The sequence below is a fragment of the Calothrix sp. CBUCES-K 9914 genome (assembly GCF_059640475.1).
On the sequence record NZ_JBXXZH010000197.1, the window covers coordinates 1 to 18122 of the forward strand.

The window sequence follows — 18122 nt, forward strand, 5'->3', positions numbered from 1 at the left end:
GTATTTACCACGGTGTTATTTTAATGTGGAAGCTGGTAAGTTATTTTTGCCAGCCTGCACTAGTTTTCAACCCTATGCGTATGAAACGGGCAAGGATGACCATTCCACAAGAAGTTTATAGATAATATATTAATGTTATTAGCACCTTTGTGCTGACTATGAGCAAATCTAGTGAGGCAATAATATGTCATTACCTAATAAGCTGAACAAACCTTTCTTTCTCCAGAAGTTGCAATGGCTTGTTGACCCAATAGGATATATGGAAAGCGCTGTCAAGCAGTATCCTGATATTTTTATTGGTCAGATTATTGGTTTTGGGGGGACTATAGTATTTGTTAACCATCCCCAGGCTATTCAAGAAATTTTGACTAACGATAGAAAGAAGTTTATAGCTACGGGTGAAGATAACAGGATTTTAGAGCCTTTACTTGGTAATTCTTCAATCATAATGCTAAATGGTGAATCTCACAAGCGACGGCGCCAACTTTTGATACCTCCGTTTCATGGAGAACGGATGCAAGCTTATGGAAGGTCAATTTGTAAGATAACTGAACAAGTTTTAAGCCAAATAAGTTTTAACACACCTTTTGTTGCCCATCAAGTCACACAGCAAATTTCTTTGGAAGTTATTTTGCAAACTGTTTTTGGACTATATGAGGGAGAACGTTTCCAAAAAATAAAGCGGCTACTAAGAACGATGCTAAATGTTTTTAGCTCACCTTTAAGTTCTAGCTTTCTTCTTTATCCAATTCTACGCCAAGATTTAGGCGCCTGGAGTCCTTGGGGTAATTTTTTGCGTCAGCGTCAACAAATTGATGATTTACTCTACGCTGAAATTTCTGAGCGTCGGTCATCTAAACAACATTCTCAAGGAGTTGATATTTTTTCTTTACTAATGCAAGCGCGCGATGAAAATGGCGACCCAATGACCGACGAAGAATTACGAGATGAATTACTAACTTTGCTATTTGTTGGACATGAAACTACAGCGACAGCAATGGCTTGGGGTTTGTATTGGAGTCACCATTTGCCGGAAGTTCAGAAAAAATTATTACAAGAAATAAACTCTTTAGGTAACTCTCCTGACCCAATGGATATTTTCAGGCTACCCTATTTGAGTGCTTTTTGTAATGAGACTTTACGAATTCACCCTGTAGCAATGTTAACTTTCACTAGATTAGTTCAAGAACCTGTTGAACTTCTAGGAAAATCACTAGAACCAGGTACACGAGTAGGAGGCTGTATATATCTTTTACATCATAGAAAAGATTTATACCCAAATTCCAACGAATTTAGACCAGAGCGTTTTTTAGAACGGCAATATTCACAGTATGAATTTATGCCTTTTGGTGGTGGTGCCCGTCGTTGCATTGGTGATGCATTAGCAATGTTTGAAATGAAATTGGTTATGGCTACTATTCTTTCACGTTATAAGATGAAGTTAGCTGCTGCAAATGAAAAACCCCAGCGTCGAGGAGTCACACTGGCGCCTGCTAATGGAGTTAAAATGCTCATCACTGGGCAGCGAGTACGTCAAGAACTACCAACAGCAGTTATGTAGGTTGGGGGGAAGGAACAGAAGTTCAATTAATAGCAGATAGGGCTAACGGTCATTATTTGATTATGTTTGTTGGTTGGCGGGATCAAGCTCAAGTGTATGGAAGTTTGATTCATGTTGATATTAGAAATAATCAAATTTGGATTCAACAAGATGGTACTCAAGAGGGGATTGCTCAACAATTAGTGGAGGCTGGTGTTCCTAAGAATGATATTGTGTTAGGCTATCGTTCTCCTTTTGTTAGACAATTTACTGGGTTTGGTGTAGGAGTTGAAAATAATTCTGATGTTAAGCCTTTGGAAGGGGTTGGGAGTAATTAATCCGCACTGTTTATATAGTAACGGCTGGGGACAGCCGTTCCACAAGATAATTATTTAAAATCACCTATCCGTTACATCCGTTTATCATTCCTTGCCAATTTCGGTTTCTTCTACTTTGAGCTTGCCTGTAAGGGTTGTACGGATTTGTTAGACTAAGCACAACAGCAAGCAATCTTAACAAAACCACTCCTCTGGTAGAGCAACTTATGTTAATTACGGATACTTTACTTCTTTCTAAGCAACTCCCGACTCTTGAATATTCCTCGACGCAGGAAAGATTTGATGATACTTGGGAGGCGCCTTTATCTACCCTACTAGGATTAGGACGCGCGGCAGGCGCCGATTTTATTGAGTTTTTTCTAGAGCGCGTTAACTATATAAGTTGTCTTGCTGAGGATGATGCTATCACAAGTATTACTCCTCGCCTTTCTACTGGTGCGGGTGTACGTGTATTTCTTGGTAAAGCTGATTGCTATGTCACAACTAACGACCTTTCTTTTAATGGTTTGAAAGCTGCGTTAGAAAAAGCTCTTGGTATTATGGGGTTGCAGTTGCCTGCTCCTAATGCTTTTATTCCTGAAATTAATTTAGAACTTTTACGAGATTACGCTACTAAACGCGGTAAAGATGGCTGGCTACCGTTGTGTAGTCCTATACGCGAAATGGGCGAAGTTCTTCTTGATGGAACAGCAGAACTTCAAAGAACTGCTAGCCATATTCAATCTCGCCGCGCGACTTATTTCCGTGACTGGCAAGAAGTTTTGGTAGCAGCTAGCGATGGTACATTTGCTCGTGATATTCGTCTTACTCAGTCGGTAGGTTTCAATTTGTTGTGTGCAGATGGCGCCAACCGTACTTCTATTGCGGAACGCGCGGGTAATACAAGTGACCCCAACTTTTTACGGACTTGGGATTATAAAGAAGCATCGGAACATATTTCTGAGTCGGCTGGTAAAATGCTGTATGCCGATTATGTAGAATCAGGTACTTACCCAATTATCATGGCGAACCACTTTGGTGGTGTAATTTTCCATGAAGCTTGTGGACATTTACTCGAAACTACTCAAATTGAACGTAAAACAACTCCCTTCGCAGACAAAAAAGGCGAGAAGATAGCTCACGAAAGTTTGACTGCATGGGATGAAGGTCGTTCAGAAAATGCCTTCGGTACTATTGACATGGACGACGAAGGTATGCCTGCACAACGCACTTTGTTAATTGAAAAGGGCGTTTTGAAGAATTTCTTGGCAGATAGAGCAGGTTCGATGCGTACTGGACACCCCCGTACTGGTAGTGGAAGACGGCAAAACTTCACCTTTGCGGCTGCTAGTAGAATGCGGAATACTTATATTGCAACTGGTGATTACACTCTTGATGAGGTTTTTGCCTCTGTTGATAAGGGTATTTATTGTAAAAAGATGGGTGGTGGTAGCGTTGGCGCTACTGGACAATTCAATTTTGGTGTTGATGAAGCTTATTTAATTGAGAACGGTAAGATTACTAAGCCTCTTAAGGGTGCTATTTTGATCGGCGAAGCGAAAGAAATTATGAACAAGATTTCTATGTGTTCACAAGATTTATCTTTGGCGCCTGGTTTCTGTGGTTCTGTTAGTGGCAGTATTTATACTACTGTGGGTCAACCTCATATCAAGGTTGATTCGATAACTGTTGGTGGACGTTAATCATTTGGTGTTGGGTTGCGCTTTAGCGAAGCCAACCTATGTAATCATTCAATATCTAAATATATATGGCAAAAATTCAAGAAATCGCTTCTGCGGCTACAGATAGTGCAAGCAAACTTGGGATTAAGAAGTTTGATATTTATGGTTCAAGTGTTGATTCTACTAGTGTACAGGTAGACCAAGGTGAACCAAGACAAGTTAAGGCTTCTAATTTATCTGGTGTGACGGTTCGCGTTTGGAACGAACAGGATACTGTTGGTGTCACGAGTACTACTGATGTAGATGCCAAAGGTTTGGAGTTGGCTTTAAAAACAGCATATGAAGCTAGCTTTTTTGGTGTCAAGGAAAATGTTCCTGACTTTAGTCCAGAAGCAACTGCACCTCTAAATGTAGAAAATTCTTCTGATAAAGTTGAACAGGCACCTGTTAATGAGTTAATTCAAAGCCTGATTTCAGCTGAGAAAGAATTAATGGCGAAGCATCCAGCAATTAAGGGTGTACCGTACAATAATTTATCGCAGCGTGATGTCGATAGATTTTACCTTAATAGTGATGGCGCCCTGAGAACTGAGTCGCACTCGCTAGCTTCTGTGTATCTATATAGTAAGACAGAAGAAGAGGGTAAAAAACCTCGTAGTGGAGGTGCGTTTAGAATCAGTCATGGTGTCAAAGATTTAGATGTGGATGGCTGTATTCAAGAGACTGCCGACAAAACAATTAGCCACCTTAATTACGAAAAAGTTCAAACTGGTAAATACACTGTTGTATTCTCACCTGAAGCTTTCTTAAGCTTGTTAGGCGCCTTCTCTAACTTATACAACGCTCAAAGTATTCTCGATAAGCAAAGCCTTTCAACCCCTGATGATATCGGCAAGCAAATAGCATCACCTTTACTTAGCGTCTATGACGATGCACTACACCCAGCAAATGTAGGCGCCGAATCTTTTGATGGTGAAGGAACTCCAACACGTAAAGTCTCTTTAATCGAAAATGGAGTTTTAAAAGGATTCCTTCATAGTGCAGGTACAGCAAAACGACTCAATGCTCAACCTACGGGAAATGCGAATATAGGCGCTAAAGTTAGCGTTAGTCCACATTTTTATCACGTCTATGCAGGCGCCCAGGCAGAAAAGGAGTATAGCTTGGAAACTGCTGAGAATGTAATTTTGATTGACGATTTGCAAGCGCTTCATGCGGGTGTAAAGGCGCTTCAAGGTTCATTTTCATTACCTTTTGACGGATGGATGGTCAATAAAGGCGTGAAAACAAGTATCGAATCTGCTACTGTTGCAGGTGATTTTCTGTCGGTTTTGAATTCGATTATATATATAGAGAAAGAACCAGAGTTAACTCCTGGGGGTGTTTGCCCACGAGTATGGGTTGAAGGTCTTTCAATAACCGGAGATTAAAACCTTTGTAGGATAGGCATCTTGCCTGTCCTACACATATTACCTATACTACGATTTATGGATTTTCTCCACCTACACCAACGTTGACATTATACAGTTGGGTTCCCGTCAAGTTTGCACCGATAAGAATGGCGTTATCTAGTTCAGCGCTGACAAAATGAGCATTGGTAAGATTGGCGTTAGTTAGGTTTGCATCATTCATGCTAACGCTGTTGATAAATGCTGATGTTAGGTTAGCCGATTGGAGGTTCGCACCTGTTAAATCTGCCCCTTCTAAATTCGCGTTTTTGAGATTCGCACCTTTCAAATTGGCATTCCGCAAATCTGCCCCTATCAAATGGGCACCTTGAAGATTTGCTCCACTTAAGTCACAACCATTACATTCTCTCGTTTGTACTAAACGACGTGCGTTTGCACTAACACTATTTGTACTTGTCTTGCCTTGCGCTCCAGCAGGTGATACAAAAGCAAAAGCACTAACTAAAGCAACTGCTGCAAAAAACTTAGTTTTCATGTCTTTTCCTCCACGCTGTCTCACAATTGGTATTTGCATTTGTTAGTAGTCGGCTGGTCAAAATCAACGTAGTAACATGACTTTGTTGATTTAGCCTCAACCTCTTACTTACTTGCTACAACACCATTGTCGCGCATTCCAGAAAAATTACATCGCGCTTCAGTAGTACTTAAAAATCTTTCGTTGGGCTGAAAGTGTTTATAGAATACAGAAGTAAGGGAATACCCTATGTTTATTGAATTTTGTTAGAGTTTCGATTCGATTTACGCCTCTCCAATGTGCCAGTTATCAAACTGCAACAAGTATATTTTGTTATCAGTACAATCAGTGATATTATAATCTGGGTGACTTAGCGCGTATTTATCTATGTAAAACCGAGTGAAATTCAGTCAAGGGGCAGCAGTACAAAATGTATTCTGAATTTAAATGAATAGCAGGGGCAAGTTTTCGTATTGGATTTAAGACGAATTAATAGATTAGCCCCTGTACTAAAAAATACTAATGTATGTAAAATGTGATGAATTAGGAGAACTCACGCCTCGCACGCAATTGCATTTTTATTGACTAGCCGATTAACATATTTCTTAAGCGGCGCATTGACTGATGTTTTTTGCGCCAGGTTTGCGGTGGAATATCGTGGTGCTGACGGAACTGGCGTGAAAAGTGACAGGCGTTTTGATAACCTAAAGCTGTAGAAATTTGCTCTATTGTTTGTTTGCTCTCTTGTAATAAATCTCGCGCGGCAGCCATTCGACGCTGAACAATCCAACCGTTTACTGTATCTCCAGTCTGTTTTGCAACTCGATGTGTAAGATATGCAGCTGAATATCCGACAGCACTGGCAACATCACATAAAGTGATCCCCAAATGAAAGTTTGCTTCGATGTAGTCAAAAACTTCTTGGAGTTGTGTGTTTGCAGGAAATATTGACTCAGACTTAGTTGTACTTTTACTTGGCTCGGCGTTTTCCAATATTTGGTTACATTCGCGCGTATACCATTCTTTGAGATGTTTTTGTTTTCTGAGTTGGGTTGCAATTGCCCGTGTCAGTTCATCTATAGTTGAGGGTTTGATAACATAATCGTCTGCTCCTAACTCCATTCCTTTACGGATATCAGCTTTGGCGCCACTAGCTGCGAGAAAAATAAATGGAATAATTGCGGTTACTGAGTCCTCCTGAAGTGCAGTTAAGACATCGAAACCGTTAATATCCGGCATTTTGATATCGCATACTATTACATCAGGCAGATGTGTTTGCGCTCTTTGTAGACCAATCATACCGTTTTCGGCGCCGACTACATTGAATCCTTCAGCAGATAAACCATCAAGATAAAGGTTACGAGTAGCTCTATCATCTTCAATGACGAGAACTGTTTTGGATGCAATTTGTTTCATAGTTAGTGAGAAGTTTTTCAAGATGTAGGACGTTAATAGTTAATTTATTTAGAAGGTAAAGTTACTACAAATGTAGTACCTACACCAACTTTGCTGTCAAAACTAATTTTACCGCAGTGTAATTCCACCAAAGTTTTGACAATTGATAAGCCTAAACCAGAACCAGGAATGCTATCAATGTTATTACCTCGATAAAATGGCTCAAACACGTATGATTGATCAATTGCTGGTATCCCAATTCCTGTATCATTTACTTGAAAGAGAATATTCTGCTCTTTTCGAGTCAGGTTCAAAGTAATTGTACTACCAATTGGCGAATATTTAACTGCATTTGAAAGTAAATTATTTAGAATATGTTGTAACAATTTGGGGTCTAAATAAACATTGGTAAGGTTTTCGTGATTAATAACATCAATGAGCTTTTGATTTCCATCAGCTAGCTGGACTTGCATAGCAATGTCCCGGCAAAATTTATCTAACTCAATTTGACGCGGTTGAGATTCTAACTTTGCTGCATCTGCTTTACCATACAAAAGAATGTCATCGAGCAAATGCCCTAACTGTTCAACGGCTGTTAATATTAAATCTAAATATGAGCGATTCTTTTCTTCGTTCCATTGATGAATATGTCGCCTTAATAAATCAGCTGAGAACGAAACTACATTCAATGGTGTACGAAATTGATGACAAAGCATTGAAACAAACCGTTCACGTAACTCACTCAAAAGTTTTGCTTGCTCTAACGCTTGAAGTACTTCTGACTCGGCTTGTTTGTAGTCAGTAATATCTATTGCTGTGATTAATTGTACAAGCTCATTATTGAAATCAAAAATACCATTAGCTGATGCGACAGTACAAGCTAACCACCTTTCAACTCCACTTTTAGTAACAATTTGCATCTCCTGATACTCACTCGCACCTCCACTTTCCTTGTTGACTTGTCGTAAACGCTTACTTTTAAAGAGTTTATCAAGCTGCACTTCTGATATCATCTGGCTAAGTGTATATCCAGTTAAGGTTTCAGCAGCTGGATTGGCATAACATAGATGTATACCCCTAATTAAAAAAATGCTTGCTTGATTAGTTTCTGCTAGAGTCCGAAAGCGAGCTTCGTTAACTCGTAAAGCTTGCTCAGTTTGTTGAGACTCAGTAATATCCCATATACTCCAAACTCGACCGATGATTTCTCCCTTTAAACGATGTGGTTCAGAGTAATGGGCAAAAATTCTCCCGTCTTTAAGTTCGATTAAGTTGTAACGCTCAGAGTCTATGTGTGGTGGCAAATCCCAAACACAGCGGAGAAACATTTCTGGGTCTTTGACCTGAGATTCAAAAAATGCTTTCGCGCGTTCACAACTTTTCGAGAGACGTACTTGAGTAATGGGCAGGCGCCACATGTCCATGAATTTTTGGTTATAGCAAAGAATTTCACCCTCAAAGTTGACGGCAAGTATTCCATTTGCAGTAGATTCAAGGGTGGAACGTAACAATGCTAGTGATGCTTCAAGGTCTGCCTCTGTCTTTTTATAATCTGAGGAAAATTCAGTTGGTAATTCGTAGCGATGATTGTCTGGTTGAGGGAATGTCCTTGGATGACGTAAATATCCACATCCAAACTTTACCCCATTTTCTTCAGCATAGGAAATTAATATTTCAACTGGAAGCGTTTGACTATTAAAATTACGAAATTTTGAAGTTAGTGTCAAAGGTTCTTTCTTAATTTCTTCCCATACTCCTACCCAGTTCTTTAATAATGTTCCAGTGTCAACATCAAACAGAGACATTTGCATCAGTTGCTCACGCGAATACCCGGTTAGATGACACATCGCGTTATTAACATATAGAAAATACCCTGATTCGTTGACGCAAAAAGCTGCATCAATGGCTCGATTTAATAAAGAATCAGCAAATCCGCTACTTTCCAATACAAACATTACTGTTGAAGCACCACGAGACGGTTAGCAGACACAGACGATTTACAACTCCTTAGCCTTCAACCTAGATTAAATCTAGTTATCAGACTAAGAGGTTTATTTATTGTTAACTACTTTATACAAAACTTAGCCGATTATTCAATTACTGTAAGGGATACTATAAATAATCTTAAGATATAAATATTATTTGCGTGCATAAATTTTATATTTTCTTTATCTTTATAGTAAACAAAATTTTTCCCATAATAAAATGAGGCATTTATTTATGTAAAATAAATCCCAGTTAAGCTTTATGGAAAAAAACATAAATCTGTTTACTAAATTCAGAAATAGTTAAAATCTAAATTGGCAACCCAAATACAAAAATAAATTTTTACGTAAATCATTTTGATGCTTATCAAATAAAATAATTGAATTTGGTCGGGAATCTAACTACCCGCAACTCACTATTTTTGAATGTACATATGTCACGCGGATAGCGTTTCATATATACAAAGGTATAAATTCGTTAGTTAATTTCTTCAGTGTAATCTTAAACACTTGTGTAGAATAAAACTCATTTTTATCTCCTAATTAATTACTCCTACGGGGATTTAACTATAAAGTTATTTATCCAGTCATCCATCATTAGAAGTACGTGAAAAGCGAATTTACTAGCTTCCAGCAATGCATCTATCTTAAGACGTATATTATATATACATGTGATGTATGCGATGTCACATTACTTAGTAACAACCATAAAAATAATCTGCTGTTAAACATCCGACAATTTACGCATAACATGAAAATTAAGTTGATTGTGAGTTTTTTATAGAGGTACATCTAATTAAAAAGCATAGTTGGCGCCATATCTTGCTACAGAGAAAAAATTGATAACCGAATCAAAAGAAAGTTCATTGCAGTATATAGTAAAGCTTTTGTACTCTTATGACCATGAGAACAAGTTTAACGAATGTTAAATTTCTTCCTTACCACTTAGAAAGGGAAGGTATAGAAACTGTCCTCAACTTGAATCAAGCTGTTTTATGTTGAGTTGTAAGCTTTAAGTAGTAGCTCGACAGCGCGATATATGGCTGTAAGTGTAAGTCCAGCTTGAAAAATTAATCGTAAGCAAGCACGGGAATTATCTGGAAATCAACAACATGAGCCATAACAACACCACATCTGCAATAGCCTCGATGACCGAGGCACCGCAAAAATTTGCATTAGGTGATGGCGGTTCTCTTGAGCCGATAGAAATCAGTAATTTTCAACCAGAACAGTCAGTACAACCGCTCAACGTTGCCGAAGCAGTTGTACGGATGCTGGAAAATTTAGGAGTCGAGAGCGCGCATGGTGTAGCAGGTGGAGCAATGGCGGCATTGTGGGGAGCGCTGTCGAATAGCAAAGTGCAAGTTCTTAACTATCGCCACGAAACAGGCGCCGCATTTGCTGCTGCGGAAGCATATTTTGCCTCAGATTCTCCAACTGTAACTTTTACCACCGCAGGTCCAGGTATCACAAACGCCTTGACTGGATTATTTGCCGCGCGCGGAGAGGGAGCAAAAGTTATTTTACTTTCGGCTTGTACTTCTGCTCCACAGCGTGGAAGATGGGCAATTCAAGAGACTAGTACTTCTACATTGCCTAACGATGGCATTTTTACATCTGGTACATTATTTAATTACGCAACAACAATCGAGTCACCTGCTCAACTGCCGCAAATTTTCCGCCGACTCGCATTAGGTTTAGCACAACCAGGTGGATTTGTAGCCCATTTAAGTATTCCTACAGCAGTTCAAAATAGCCCTGTTGATAGTGTTGTCATCCCTCAACTCGGAACACATTGTGCTTCAATGGCAGTGAGTGAAGAAGCAATTACACAAACACTAGAGTTGCTTAGTCAAGGTTCCTTCTCGATTTGGGTAGGGTTTGGCGCCCGTCACGCGAGTAAAGAAATCCTTGAACTTGCAGAACGTACTGGCGCCGCTGTAATGTGTTCACCGCGCGGCAAAGGTATTTTCCCTGAAAACCATCCTCAGTTTATTGGTGTAACAGGATTGGGTGGACATGGTTCAGTCATGACTCACATGCAAGAACAAACTCCTGTCCACACCTTGGTGTTAGGGACTCGCTTGGGTGAACCAACATCATTTTGGAATCCTGCAATGATTCCTCTTGATGGTTTTATTCACGTTGACTGTAACCCAGAAGTGCCTGGAGTTGCTTATCCAAATGCTCAAACCTTCCCAATTCAATCTGACATCAAAACTTTTGTAAAAGCGATCAATGAACGCTTGCCTTCGTATTTTCCTTCTGCATTGACATTAGAACTTCAAAATCCCGAAAAAGAAGAAATAAAAGAAGCGACAGTACCACTCGTTAGACCGGAAGTGTTAATGGAAGCGATACAGAAAGTAATTGTTGAAGGTAGTGATGCGATTGTAATGGCAGAGTCAGGTAATTCTTTCACCTGGTCAACGCATTATCTAAGATTTCCGGAAGCTAATCGTTACCGCGTTAGTACTGGTGTTGGTGCGATGGGTCACGTTGCAACTGGAGTTGTCGGCGCCGCGTTTGCGCGTAAAGGAAAAGCAGTTGCTATAGTCGGGGACGGTTCGATGCTAATGAATAACGAAATTAACACCGCCGTCAAGTATGGAATTCCTGCTGTCTGGATTATTCTCAACGATGCTCGTTATAACATGTGTTATCAGGGTATGCAAATGTTGGGTATGACTGGTGCTGATGCAACAATTCCTGAAACTGACTTTGTAATGGTTGCTCGTGGTATGGGCGCTGAAGGAGTTCGTGTTGAGAACGAATCAGATTTAGAAAGTGCTATTGAAATCGCGATGAGAACATCTGAACCCTTCGTCATTGATGTATTGATAGATCCAAATCGGAAGGCGCCTTCAAAAGGACGTAACCAAGGTTTAGCAGCACAAGGAGTCAAAGCAACTCCAAGCAAAACGAAAACAGAGCAAGTTTCATTTCCGAATATCTAAGTGAGTAGTGAGTAGTGAGTAGCCTTTAATAACAGTTAACAATGGTCAATTTATTTGAAAACGTCAGCGAGATGGGTCATGAGCAGGTACTTTTCTGTCATGGGAAAGACCCTGATATTAAAGCAATAATTGCAATTCATGACACAAGTCTTGGTCCAGCAATGGGAGCAACACGTTTGTTTCCTTATCCGAATGAAGAAGCTGCACTCAATGATGCATTGCGTCTCAGTCGCGGAATGACATATAAAGCTGCATGTGCTAATATTCCTGCAGGTGGTGGTAAAGCTGTAATTATTGCCAAACCCGAACAGAAAACCGATGATTTACTCCATGCTTATGGACGTTTTATTCAAAAATTGAATGGACGTTTTATCACTGGGCAAGATATAAACCTTACCCCAGATGATGTACGCACAATCAGTAAAGAAACTAAATATGTTGTTGGAGTAGAGGAAAAATCCGGTGGTCCTGCTCCTGTAACCGCTTGGGGAGTATTTTTAGGTATTAGAGCCGCTGTACAATTTCAGTTAAACACTGTAGATTTACAGGGTATAAAAGTTGCTGTACAAGGTTTGGGAAATGTTGGTAAAAATGTTTGTCAGCATTTATATGAACACGGCGCCAAGTTATATGTTACTGATATAAGTTGCGAAAAAGCTACTGAAGTAAAAAAATTGTTTGGTGCAACAGTAGTTGAACCAGAGGATATTTACTCTCAAGACGTTGATATTTTCTCACCTTGTGCGATGGGTGGTATATTGAATAGTCAAACAATACCACAACTGCGCGCTTCAGTAATTGCTGGTGCCGCAAATAATCAATTAGGTCAGGAAAAACTTCACGGTCAAATGTTAAGCGATAAAAATATTACATATTGTCCTGACTATGTAATTAATGCAGGTGGTTTAATCAACGTTTATAACGAAATGATTGGCTACAACGAAGAAAAAGCTTTTCAACAAGTAAATAATATTTACGATACTTTGCTAGAAATATTCAGTCGCGCTCAACAGCGAGGTATCACAACTAATGATGCTTCTAAGCTCATAGCTGAAGACAGAATTATGAAGGCGAGAAAGAGTAACTATCAGGCAATCGCTGCATAAGGAATAGAAGGGACAGGCAGGATGCCTGTTCCACAAATGTTAATTTATCAAATATTAGTTATGGAAAAAAATACGTTTGCAACATCGGCTTATATTGCTACTTCACCCGAAACAGCTTTCGACTATCTTTGTGGTCTTAAAAATTTGGATGAGTGGACTTTATATAGCCGAATGACAGAACAAGTTGATGAAAATACCTGGATGGGGACAGCTTCTGGGTATCACAAACTCTTGTACTATCATGTTAAAAAACTACAGCACCCATTTTTCTACGGTATTGAATGGCATTGTGGACTTGAATATCAAAAATATTATCAAGTTTACCCTGTTCTGCTTTTCCCTAGTGATTACATTGAACCGGGAACCGATGAAAAAGGCGTTTACTTTCACTGGTTGAGTTTTGTTGACCCAAAACGACAAACTCAGATGATTATGCAGGGAATTCATACTGTACATACCTCTGAATGTCGTTCACTCAAAGGAAATTTAGAGCGTAAAGCAGGTCTAACTGGCGCCGCTAAAGGTAAATATTACATTGATACTGACACTATTTATGTAGATGCTCCAATTGAAGTTGGGGTTGAATATTTGTCAGACCTAAATAATATGAATGACTGGGCACACTTGCTAAGTTCTGATGGTGAGGTTTCCCCGCTTGAAGGTAATTATCGAGATGAGTATGACCAGAAAGTAAAAGTTACCTTGCGAGTTCAACCTACTAGCAAATGGTATTTAGTTGAGCATGAATTCTTTTATCCAGAGCAAAACTTTTATCAGCGCTGTCCTAGCATGTTAATACCAGCATCTTATGCTTTTGGTGACCCAGAGGCGCCTGGTTTTATTCTGCACCGTATCACATTTTGGAACGGGAGCGAACAATTACCTCACGGCAAACTTCAACTTGAGGACTTTGGTGCCGAAAGTATGAATATTAAACGTTTAACTGAAGGCAAAGCTGGTAACTTTGATGCATTTAACCGTGGTCAAAGTTATATTCCTGTTGCAAAACGAGAATTGGCAACAGTTGCTCGTTAATTACTAACAATTCCTCATCCTCATGAATACACTCTTGTTACAGGGTTTCGACCTTGTAACTTTTATCTATAAGTTACGTTACTTAATATATGAAACTTCAAGAAGCTACAAAAACACAGTTTACAGTAATTGCAGATAATCTTTATAACCCAAAGGGACTTTGCTTTAGTCCGGATGGTAGTCTTTATATAACAGAAGCAGGAACAGGGGGCAGTGGAACTTCGATACCATCAGCTAGTGGTCAAGGTAATCTACATTATGGTACGACAGGCGCCATTACAAAAATTGAGATTAATAATGGAAGTAATAAAGTCAAACGTGTAATGACGGGATTACCTTCTGTAGCATTTCCAGATGGCACAGGAGCAGCGGGTCCTCACGATATAAAATTTGATTCTCAAGGTTTAGCTTATGTATTAATTGGCTATGCTGCGAATCCAGAGTCTCGTCACGTATTAGGTAATACCGACCTAGGAAAAATAGTTACTGTCAACTTTAATACAAATTGTTGGACTGCTATTGCTGACATTGCTAACTACGAACTTACTTACAATCCAGACAATAATGATCTAGTTAGTAACCCTTTGGGGTTTTTAATCGATGAAGACGAAACTTTACAGAATCTTGTTATAGTTGATGCTGGTGCAAATGATATATTAAGAGTAAGTACTGACGGAACTAATTTGAAGCTTGAAACAGTACTTCCTTTTCAAGTATTAACTAATCCAATCTTTCCAGGTTTTGGCGCCCACAATTTTGATAAGGGACATACACCATCACCTGATGATTATCGTGATACAAGACCATCACAGATAAGAATTGCACCAGTTCCAACAAGTATCGTTAAAGGTACTGATAAAGCTTATTACGTTAGCACGTTCACTGGTTTTCCTTTTCCAGAAGGTGGAGCAAAAATCTACCGAATAGACGCTAACGGAGAAACAACAGTCTTTGCGGATGGCTTTACACAATTAATTGATTTAGCTTTCGATACTGAGGGTAATTTATATGCTTTACAGCATATGAATCAGTCAGGATGGAAAGGAAAACAAGAAGGCTCACTAATCAGAATAGCGCCCGATGGTACTCGCACAACTATTTTGAGTGGTGAAGGGTTAGAGGCGCCTGCTGCTTTAGTGATAGGCGGTGATAATGCCTTCTATTTAATAAATCGAGGTGGGCGCCCAGGTCAAGGTCAAGTCATCCGCGTAGGGTGCGTGACGCCACAACAATCATGAAGCAAAACTAATGAACTAGTAGCGTCACGCACCTTACAAGTTTTGGTGCGTGAAAGCAGTTTAATATTTCATTTCATTGAAGACTGTAATAGCTTTCACGCACCCTACAACTCTTTCCAAATTATTTAATTTACAAAACATGAAACTCAAAAATATTACTCTTACGTTTGTTGGTCTTTCAGTAGCAGTATTTGCCGTACCACAAGCAGCAAAAGCAGCTTCACTGTCGGTAATTGCTGATGGTCTTGATAACCCCCGAAATTTTGACTTTGCTTCTGACGGCAGCATCTACTTAACAACGAGTGGCAAAGGTGGAGATGGTGCAGACGGTAGATGTATTCCATCACCTAGCGCACAATATATTCCATTATGTGCTGGTACAACTGGTAGCTTACTTAAGATTGGCGCCGATGGTACAAAGACAACTATACTTCCAGACCTTACATCTTTAGGATTAGTACCCTCTGGAGAACAAGCTGCTGGACCTGCGGACTTTAAATTTGATTCTAAAGGAAACGCTTATTTTTTAATGGGTTTAGCTGGTAATCCGGGAGAGCGCGACACTACTTTAAAAACGCCTGACCTTGGAAAATTATACAAGCTAGATTTAAACACTAAAGCGTTAACAACTCTTGCAGATTTTGGAGCTTATGAAATCGCAAATAATGCTGACGGTACTGACATAATTTCTAACCCTTATGCGTTTGCAATTAAGGGTGATGATGCTTACGTTGTAGATGGTGGTGCAAACACTATTTCTAAAGTTGGACTTGATGGTAGTGGTATTAAGGTTGTAAAAGCCTTCGCCGAACAACCGGTACAATTAACTCTAGACCAATTACCAAAACTTCCTGAAGGTACAGTAGACCCAACATTACAACCCGATGGCACCAAAGCCCCCCTACCCCCTGGTTTTACAGAAGCTGCTAATGGTCTGCCACAATCAAACCAATCAGTACCTACAGGTATCGCAATTGCTCCAGATGGTAGTTTAACAGTTTCTGAGTATACTTATTTCCCATATCCAGAAGGAAAAGCGCGCGTCTTTAGTATTGACGATAATTTGACAACAACAGGAATAAATCCTGCTGGTAAAGAAACAACAGGTACAGTACTAGACACTGGCTTTACCCAGCTAACAGGTGTGACCTACGACAAAGATGGCAACATGTATGTCTTACAACACATCAATAATTCTGAGTGGAAAGAAATTCAACAAGGTGGTGTAGTCACTGGTGATATTAGTGGTTCAATCATCAAAATTGCTAAAGATGGTAGTCGCTCAACAATTTGGAGTGGTAACGGGTTAGAAGCTGCTTCTGGCTTAGAATTTGGGCCTGATGGTAACTTGTATACTGCAAACCGCGCGCGACTTGCTGGAACAGGACAACTTGTCAAGATTGACCTCAAAGGTGGTGAAAGTGAAGGTAGAAAAGTTCCTGAACCTGCAACAGTCGCGGGACTAATTGCATTTAGCGCATTGGCAACCAGATTACGCAAACGCAAACAACAAGAAGAGCTAGGCGAAGAGTTGCTAGCAAAAGTAGAGACACTTTAATTTTTACTCCTCACACAGTTCGTATGAAAAAGTTCCCAGACTAGACCGGGAACCAAGTTAAGCAAAGAAAGAGTATACCTTACACTCACCAAATATTCACTATGGGATTAGTAAAAAATCTGTCTCTAACGATTGCTAGTGCTGGATGCATGTTTATGGCAGCAACTAGCCAAGCGTCCGCTGTGACATTAAGCTACGACGGGCAGATTGGCCAACCTGGTTTCGGACCTCCAATTGGCGAACCTGGAGAACTATTTGTGCCCCAAGGTATCACGGTACAACAATCAACAGGGAATGTTTATGTTAGTAACGGTCGCGGTCTAAATCCAGACGGCACCTTTAACCCAGCCATTGGCAACCGAGTCGAAGTATACGATCAAAACGGTACTTGGATTAAGGCAGTTGGAGAAGGTGGTAAAGGAGTTGGACAGTTCGACGAACCATCAGCTTTAGAATTCTCTCCAACAACTGGGAATCTCTACGTAGGTGACGTTTTTAACAACCGTGTTAACGTCTATGACCCTAACGGCAACTTTATCAACTCATTCGGTGAGTTTGGAGGTTTAATTCCAGGTAGAGCATTCTTTGGACCTTCTGGTGTAGCATTTGACAAAGACAACAATGTGTATATAGGTGATTTTAGCGGCGATAAAATCAATAAATACACTCCAAATGGTCAATTAATTGGCAGCATCGGTACTTCTGGAACGGCGCCTGGGCAGTTTCAAGGGCCAGCAGGTCTAAGAATTTCCCCTGTTAGTGGAAATTTTTATGTGTCTGACCAGTTTAATAACCGTGTTCAAGTACTTGACCCAACAGGTAAACCTCTTTTAAGCTTTGGCGAACAAGGTACTGGGTCAGGACAGTTTAATCAGCCAATTGGTTTAGAAATAGATGATCAGGAGAATATTTATGTGGCTGACTCAATAAATAGTCGCGTTCAGGTATTCGACAAAAACGGTAAATTCTTAACTTCCTATGGTGAAGTTGCGCGCGATGCTAATGGTAATCCTGTAGCACCTCCACAACTAGGTGAACCACCTTTTGGTACAACTCTTGACCTGGCGCCAGGTCGGTTTAACTGGACTGCTGGTACATCATTAAGGGATGGCAAGCTTTACGTTGGTGACTTCTTCCAAGGTCGTGTTCAAGTATTGAATGTTGACCAAGGCAGAACAAAAGTACCGGAACCTGGTTCACTATTTGGCTTTGGCTTGCTTGGAATAGCTGCTGCAAACATAGTAATCAAGCGTCGGCGGCAAAGAATGTTAGGCGAAAAGTTACTTGCAAAAGTGGAATTAGCCTAATTGATCCCCCCCTAACCCCCCCTTAATAAGGCAGGGCTGTTTCATTCCCTCTCAAATCGGATTTGTCAAGATGGTTAGC

The 18122-nt window shown here is 40.0% G+C and carries 12 protein-coding genes and 1 pseudogene; 10 read left to right on the forward strand and 3 right to left on the reverse strand.

Going from position 1 to position 18122, the window contains the following annotated elements:
- Positions 1-184: 184 nt before the first annotated feature.
- The 4 genes and pseudogenes from AC2JBO_RS32175 (at position 185) to AC2JBO_RS32190 (ending at position 4969) form a co-directional block, all read left to right on the forward strand.
- A complete protein-coding gene (locus AC2JBO_RS32175; protein WP_496957703.1) occupies positions 185-1561 on the forward strand; it encodes a cytochrome P450 in 1377 nt (458 codons plus the stop codon).
- A gap of 20 nt (positions 1562-1581) precedes the next feature.
- Positions 1582-1878 (forward strand): annotated as a pseudogene (locus AC2JBO_RS32180) (XisI protein); the annotation flags it as partial.
- 206 nt (positions 1879-2084) lie between these two features.
- Positions 2085-3560, forward strand: a complete 1476-nt coding sequence (locus AC2JBO_RS32185; RefSeq protein ID WP_496957704.1) for a TldD/PmbA family protein — start codon at positions 2085-2087, stop codon at positions 3558-3560.
- A 65-nt stretch (positions 3561-3625) separates the two neighbouring features.
- The gene (locus AC2JBO_RS32190; RefSeq protein ID WP_496957705.1) at positions 3626-4969 is read left to right on the forward strand and encodes a TldD/PmbA family protein; all 1344 of its coding nucleotides are present in this window, start codon (positions 3626-3628) and stop codon (positions 4967-4969) included.
- 55 nt (positions 4970-5024) lie between these two features.
- On the opposite strand, the gene AC2JBO_RS32195 is transcribed toward AC2JBO_RS32190, so the two are convergent.
- The 3 genes from AC2JBO_RS32195 to AC2JBO_RS32205 form a co-directional block, all read right to left on the reverse strand.
- On the reverse strand, positions 5025-5483 hold the full coding sequence (locus AC2JBO_RS32195) for a pentapeptide repeat-containing protein (RefSeq protein ID WP_496957706.1): 459 nt from the start codon (positions 5481-5483) through the stop codon (positions 5025-5027).
- Between the two features lie 564 nt (positions 5484-6047).
- Positions 6048-6878: a response regulator transcription factor gene (locus tag AC2JBO_RS32200; RefSeq protein WP_496957707.1), complete on the reverse strand. Its 831-nt coding sequence runs from the start codon at positions 6876-6878 to the stop codon at positions 6048-6050.
- 44 nt (positions 6879-6922) lie between these two features.
- Positions 6923-8812 carry a scytonemin biosynthesis sensor histidine kinase gene (locus AC2JBO_RS32205; RefSeq protein ID WP_496957708.1) on the reverse strand — a complete coding sequence of 630 codons (1890 nt, stop codon included), beginning with the start codon at positions 8810-8812 and terminating at the stop codon, positions 6923-6925.
- A 1142-nt stretch (positions 8813-9954) separates the two neighbouring features.
- On the opposite strand from AC2JBO_RS32205, the gene scyA reads away from it, so the two are divergent.
- The 6 genes from scyA (at position 9955) to scyF (ending at position 18043) form a co-directional block, all read left to right on the forward strand.
- The gene (gene scyA / locus AC2JBO_RS32210; RefSeq protein ID WP_496957709.1) at positions 9955-11799 is read left to right on the forward strand and encodes a scytonemin biosynthesis protein ScyA; all 1845 of its coding nucleotides are present in this window, start codon (positions 9955-9957) and stop codon (positions 11797-11799) included.
- A gap of 41 nt (positions 11800-11840) precedes the next feature.
- Positions 11841-12905: a tryptophan dehydrogenase ScyB gene (scyB, locus tag AC2JBO_RS32215; RefSeq protein WP_496957710.1), complete on the forward strand. Its 1065-nt coding sequence runs from the start codon at positions 11841-11843 to the stop codon at positions 12903-12905.
- 60 nt (positions 12906-12965) lie between these two features.
- Positions 12966-13940 carry a scytonemin biosynthesis cyclase/decarboxylase ScyC gene (gene scyC / locus AC2JBO_RS32220; RefSeq protein WP_496957714.1) on the forward strand — a complete coding sequence of 325 codons (975 nt, stop codon included), beginning with the start codon at positions 12966-12968 and terminating at the stop codon, positions 13938-13940.
- Positions 13941-14029: 89 nt separating this feature from the next.
- Positions 14030-15178 (forward strand): ScyD/ScyE family protein, encoded by a 1149-nt coding sequence (locus tag AC2JBO_RS32225; protein WP_496957711.1) that lies wholly within the window; start codon positions 14030-14032, stop codon positions 15176-15178.
- 139 nt (positions 15179-15317) lie between these two features.
- Positions 15318-16736: a ScyD/ScyE family protein gene (locus AC2JBO_RS32230; RefSeq protein ID WP_496957712.1), complete on the forward strand. Its 1419-nt coding sequence runs from the start codon at positions 15318-15320 to the stop codon at positions 16734-16736.
- A gap of 101 nt (positions 16737-16837) precedes the next feature.
- The gene (scyF, locus tag AC2JBO_RS32235; protein WP_496957713.1) at positions 16838-18043 is read left to right on the forward strand and encodes a scytonemin biosynthesis PEP-CTERM protein ScyF; all 1206 of its coding nucleotides are present in this window, start codon (positions 16838-16840) and stop codon (positions 18041-18043) included.
- The last annotated feature ends 79 nt before the right edge of the window (positions 18044-18122 follow it).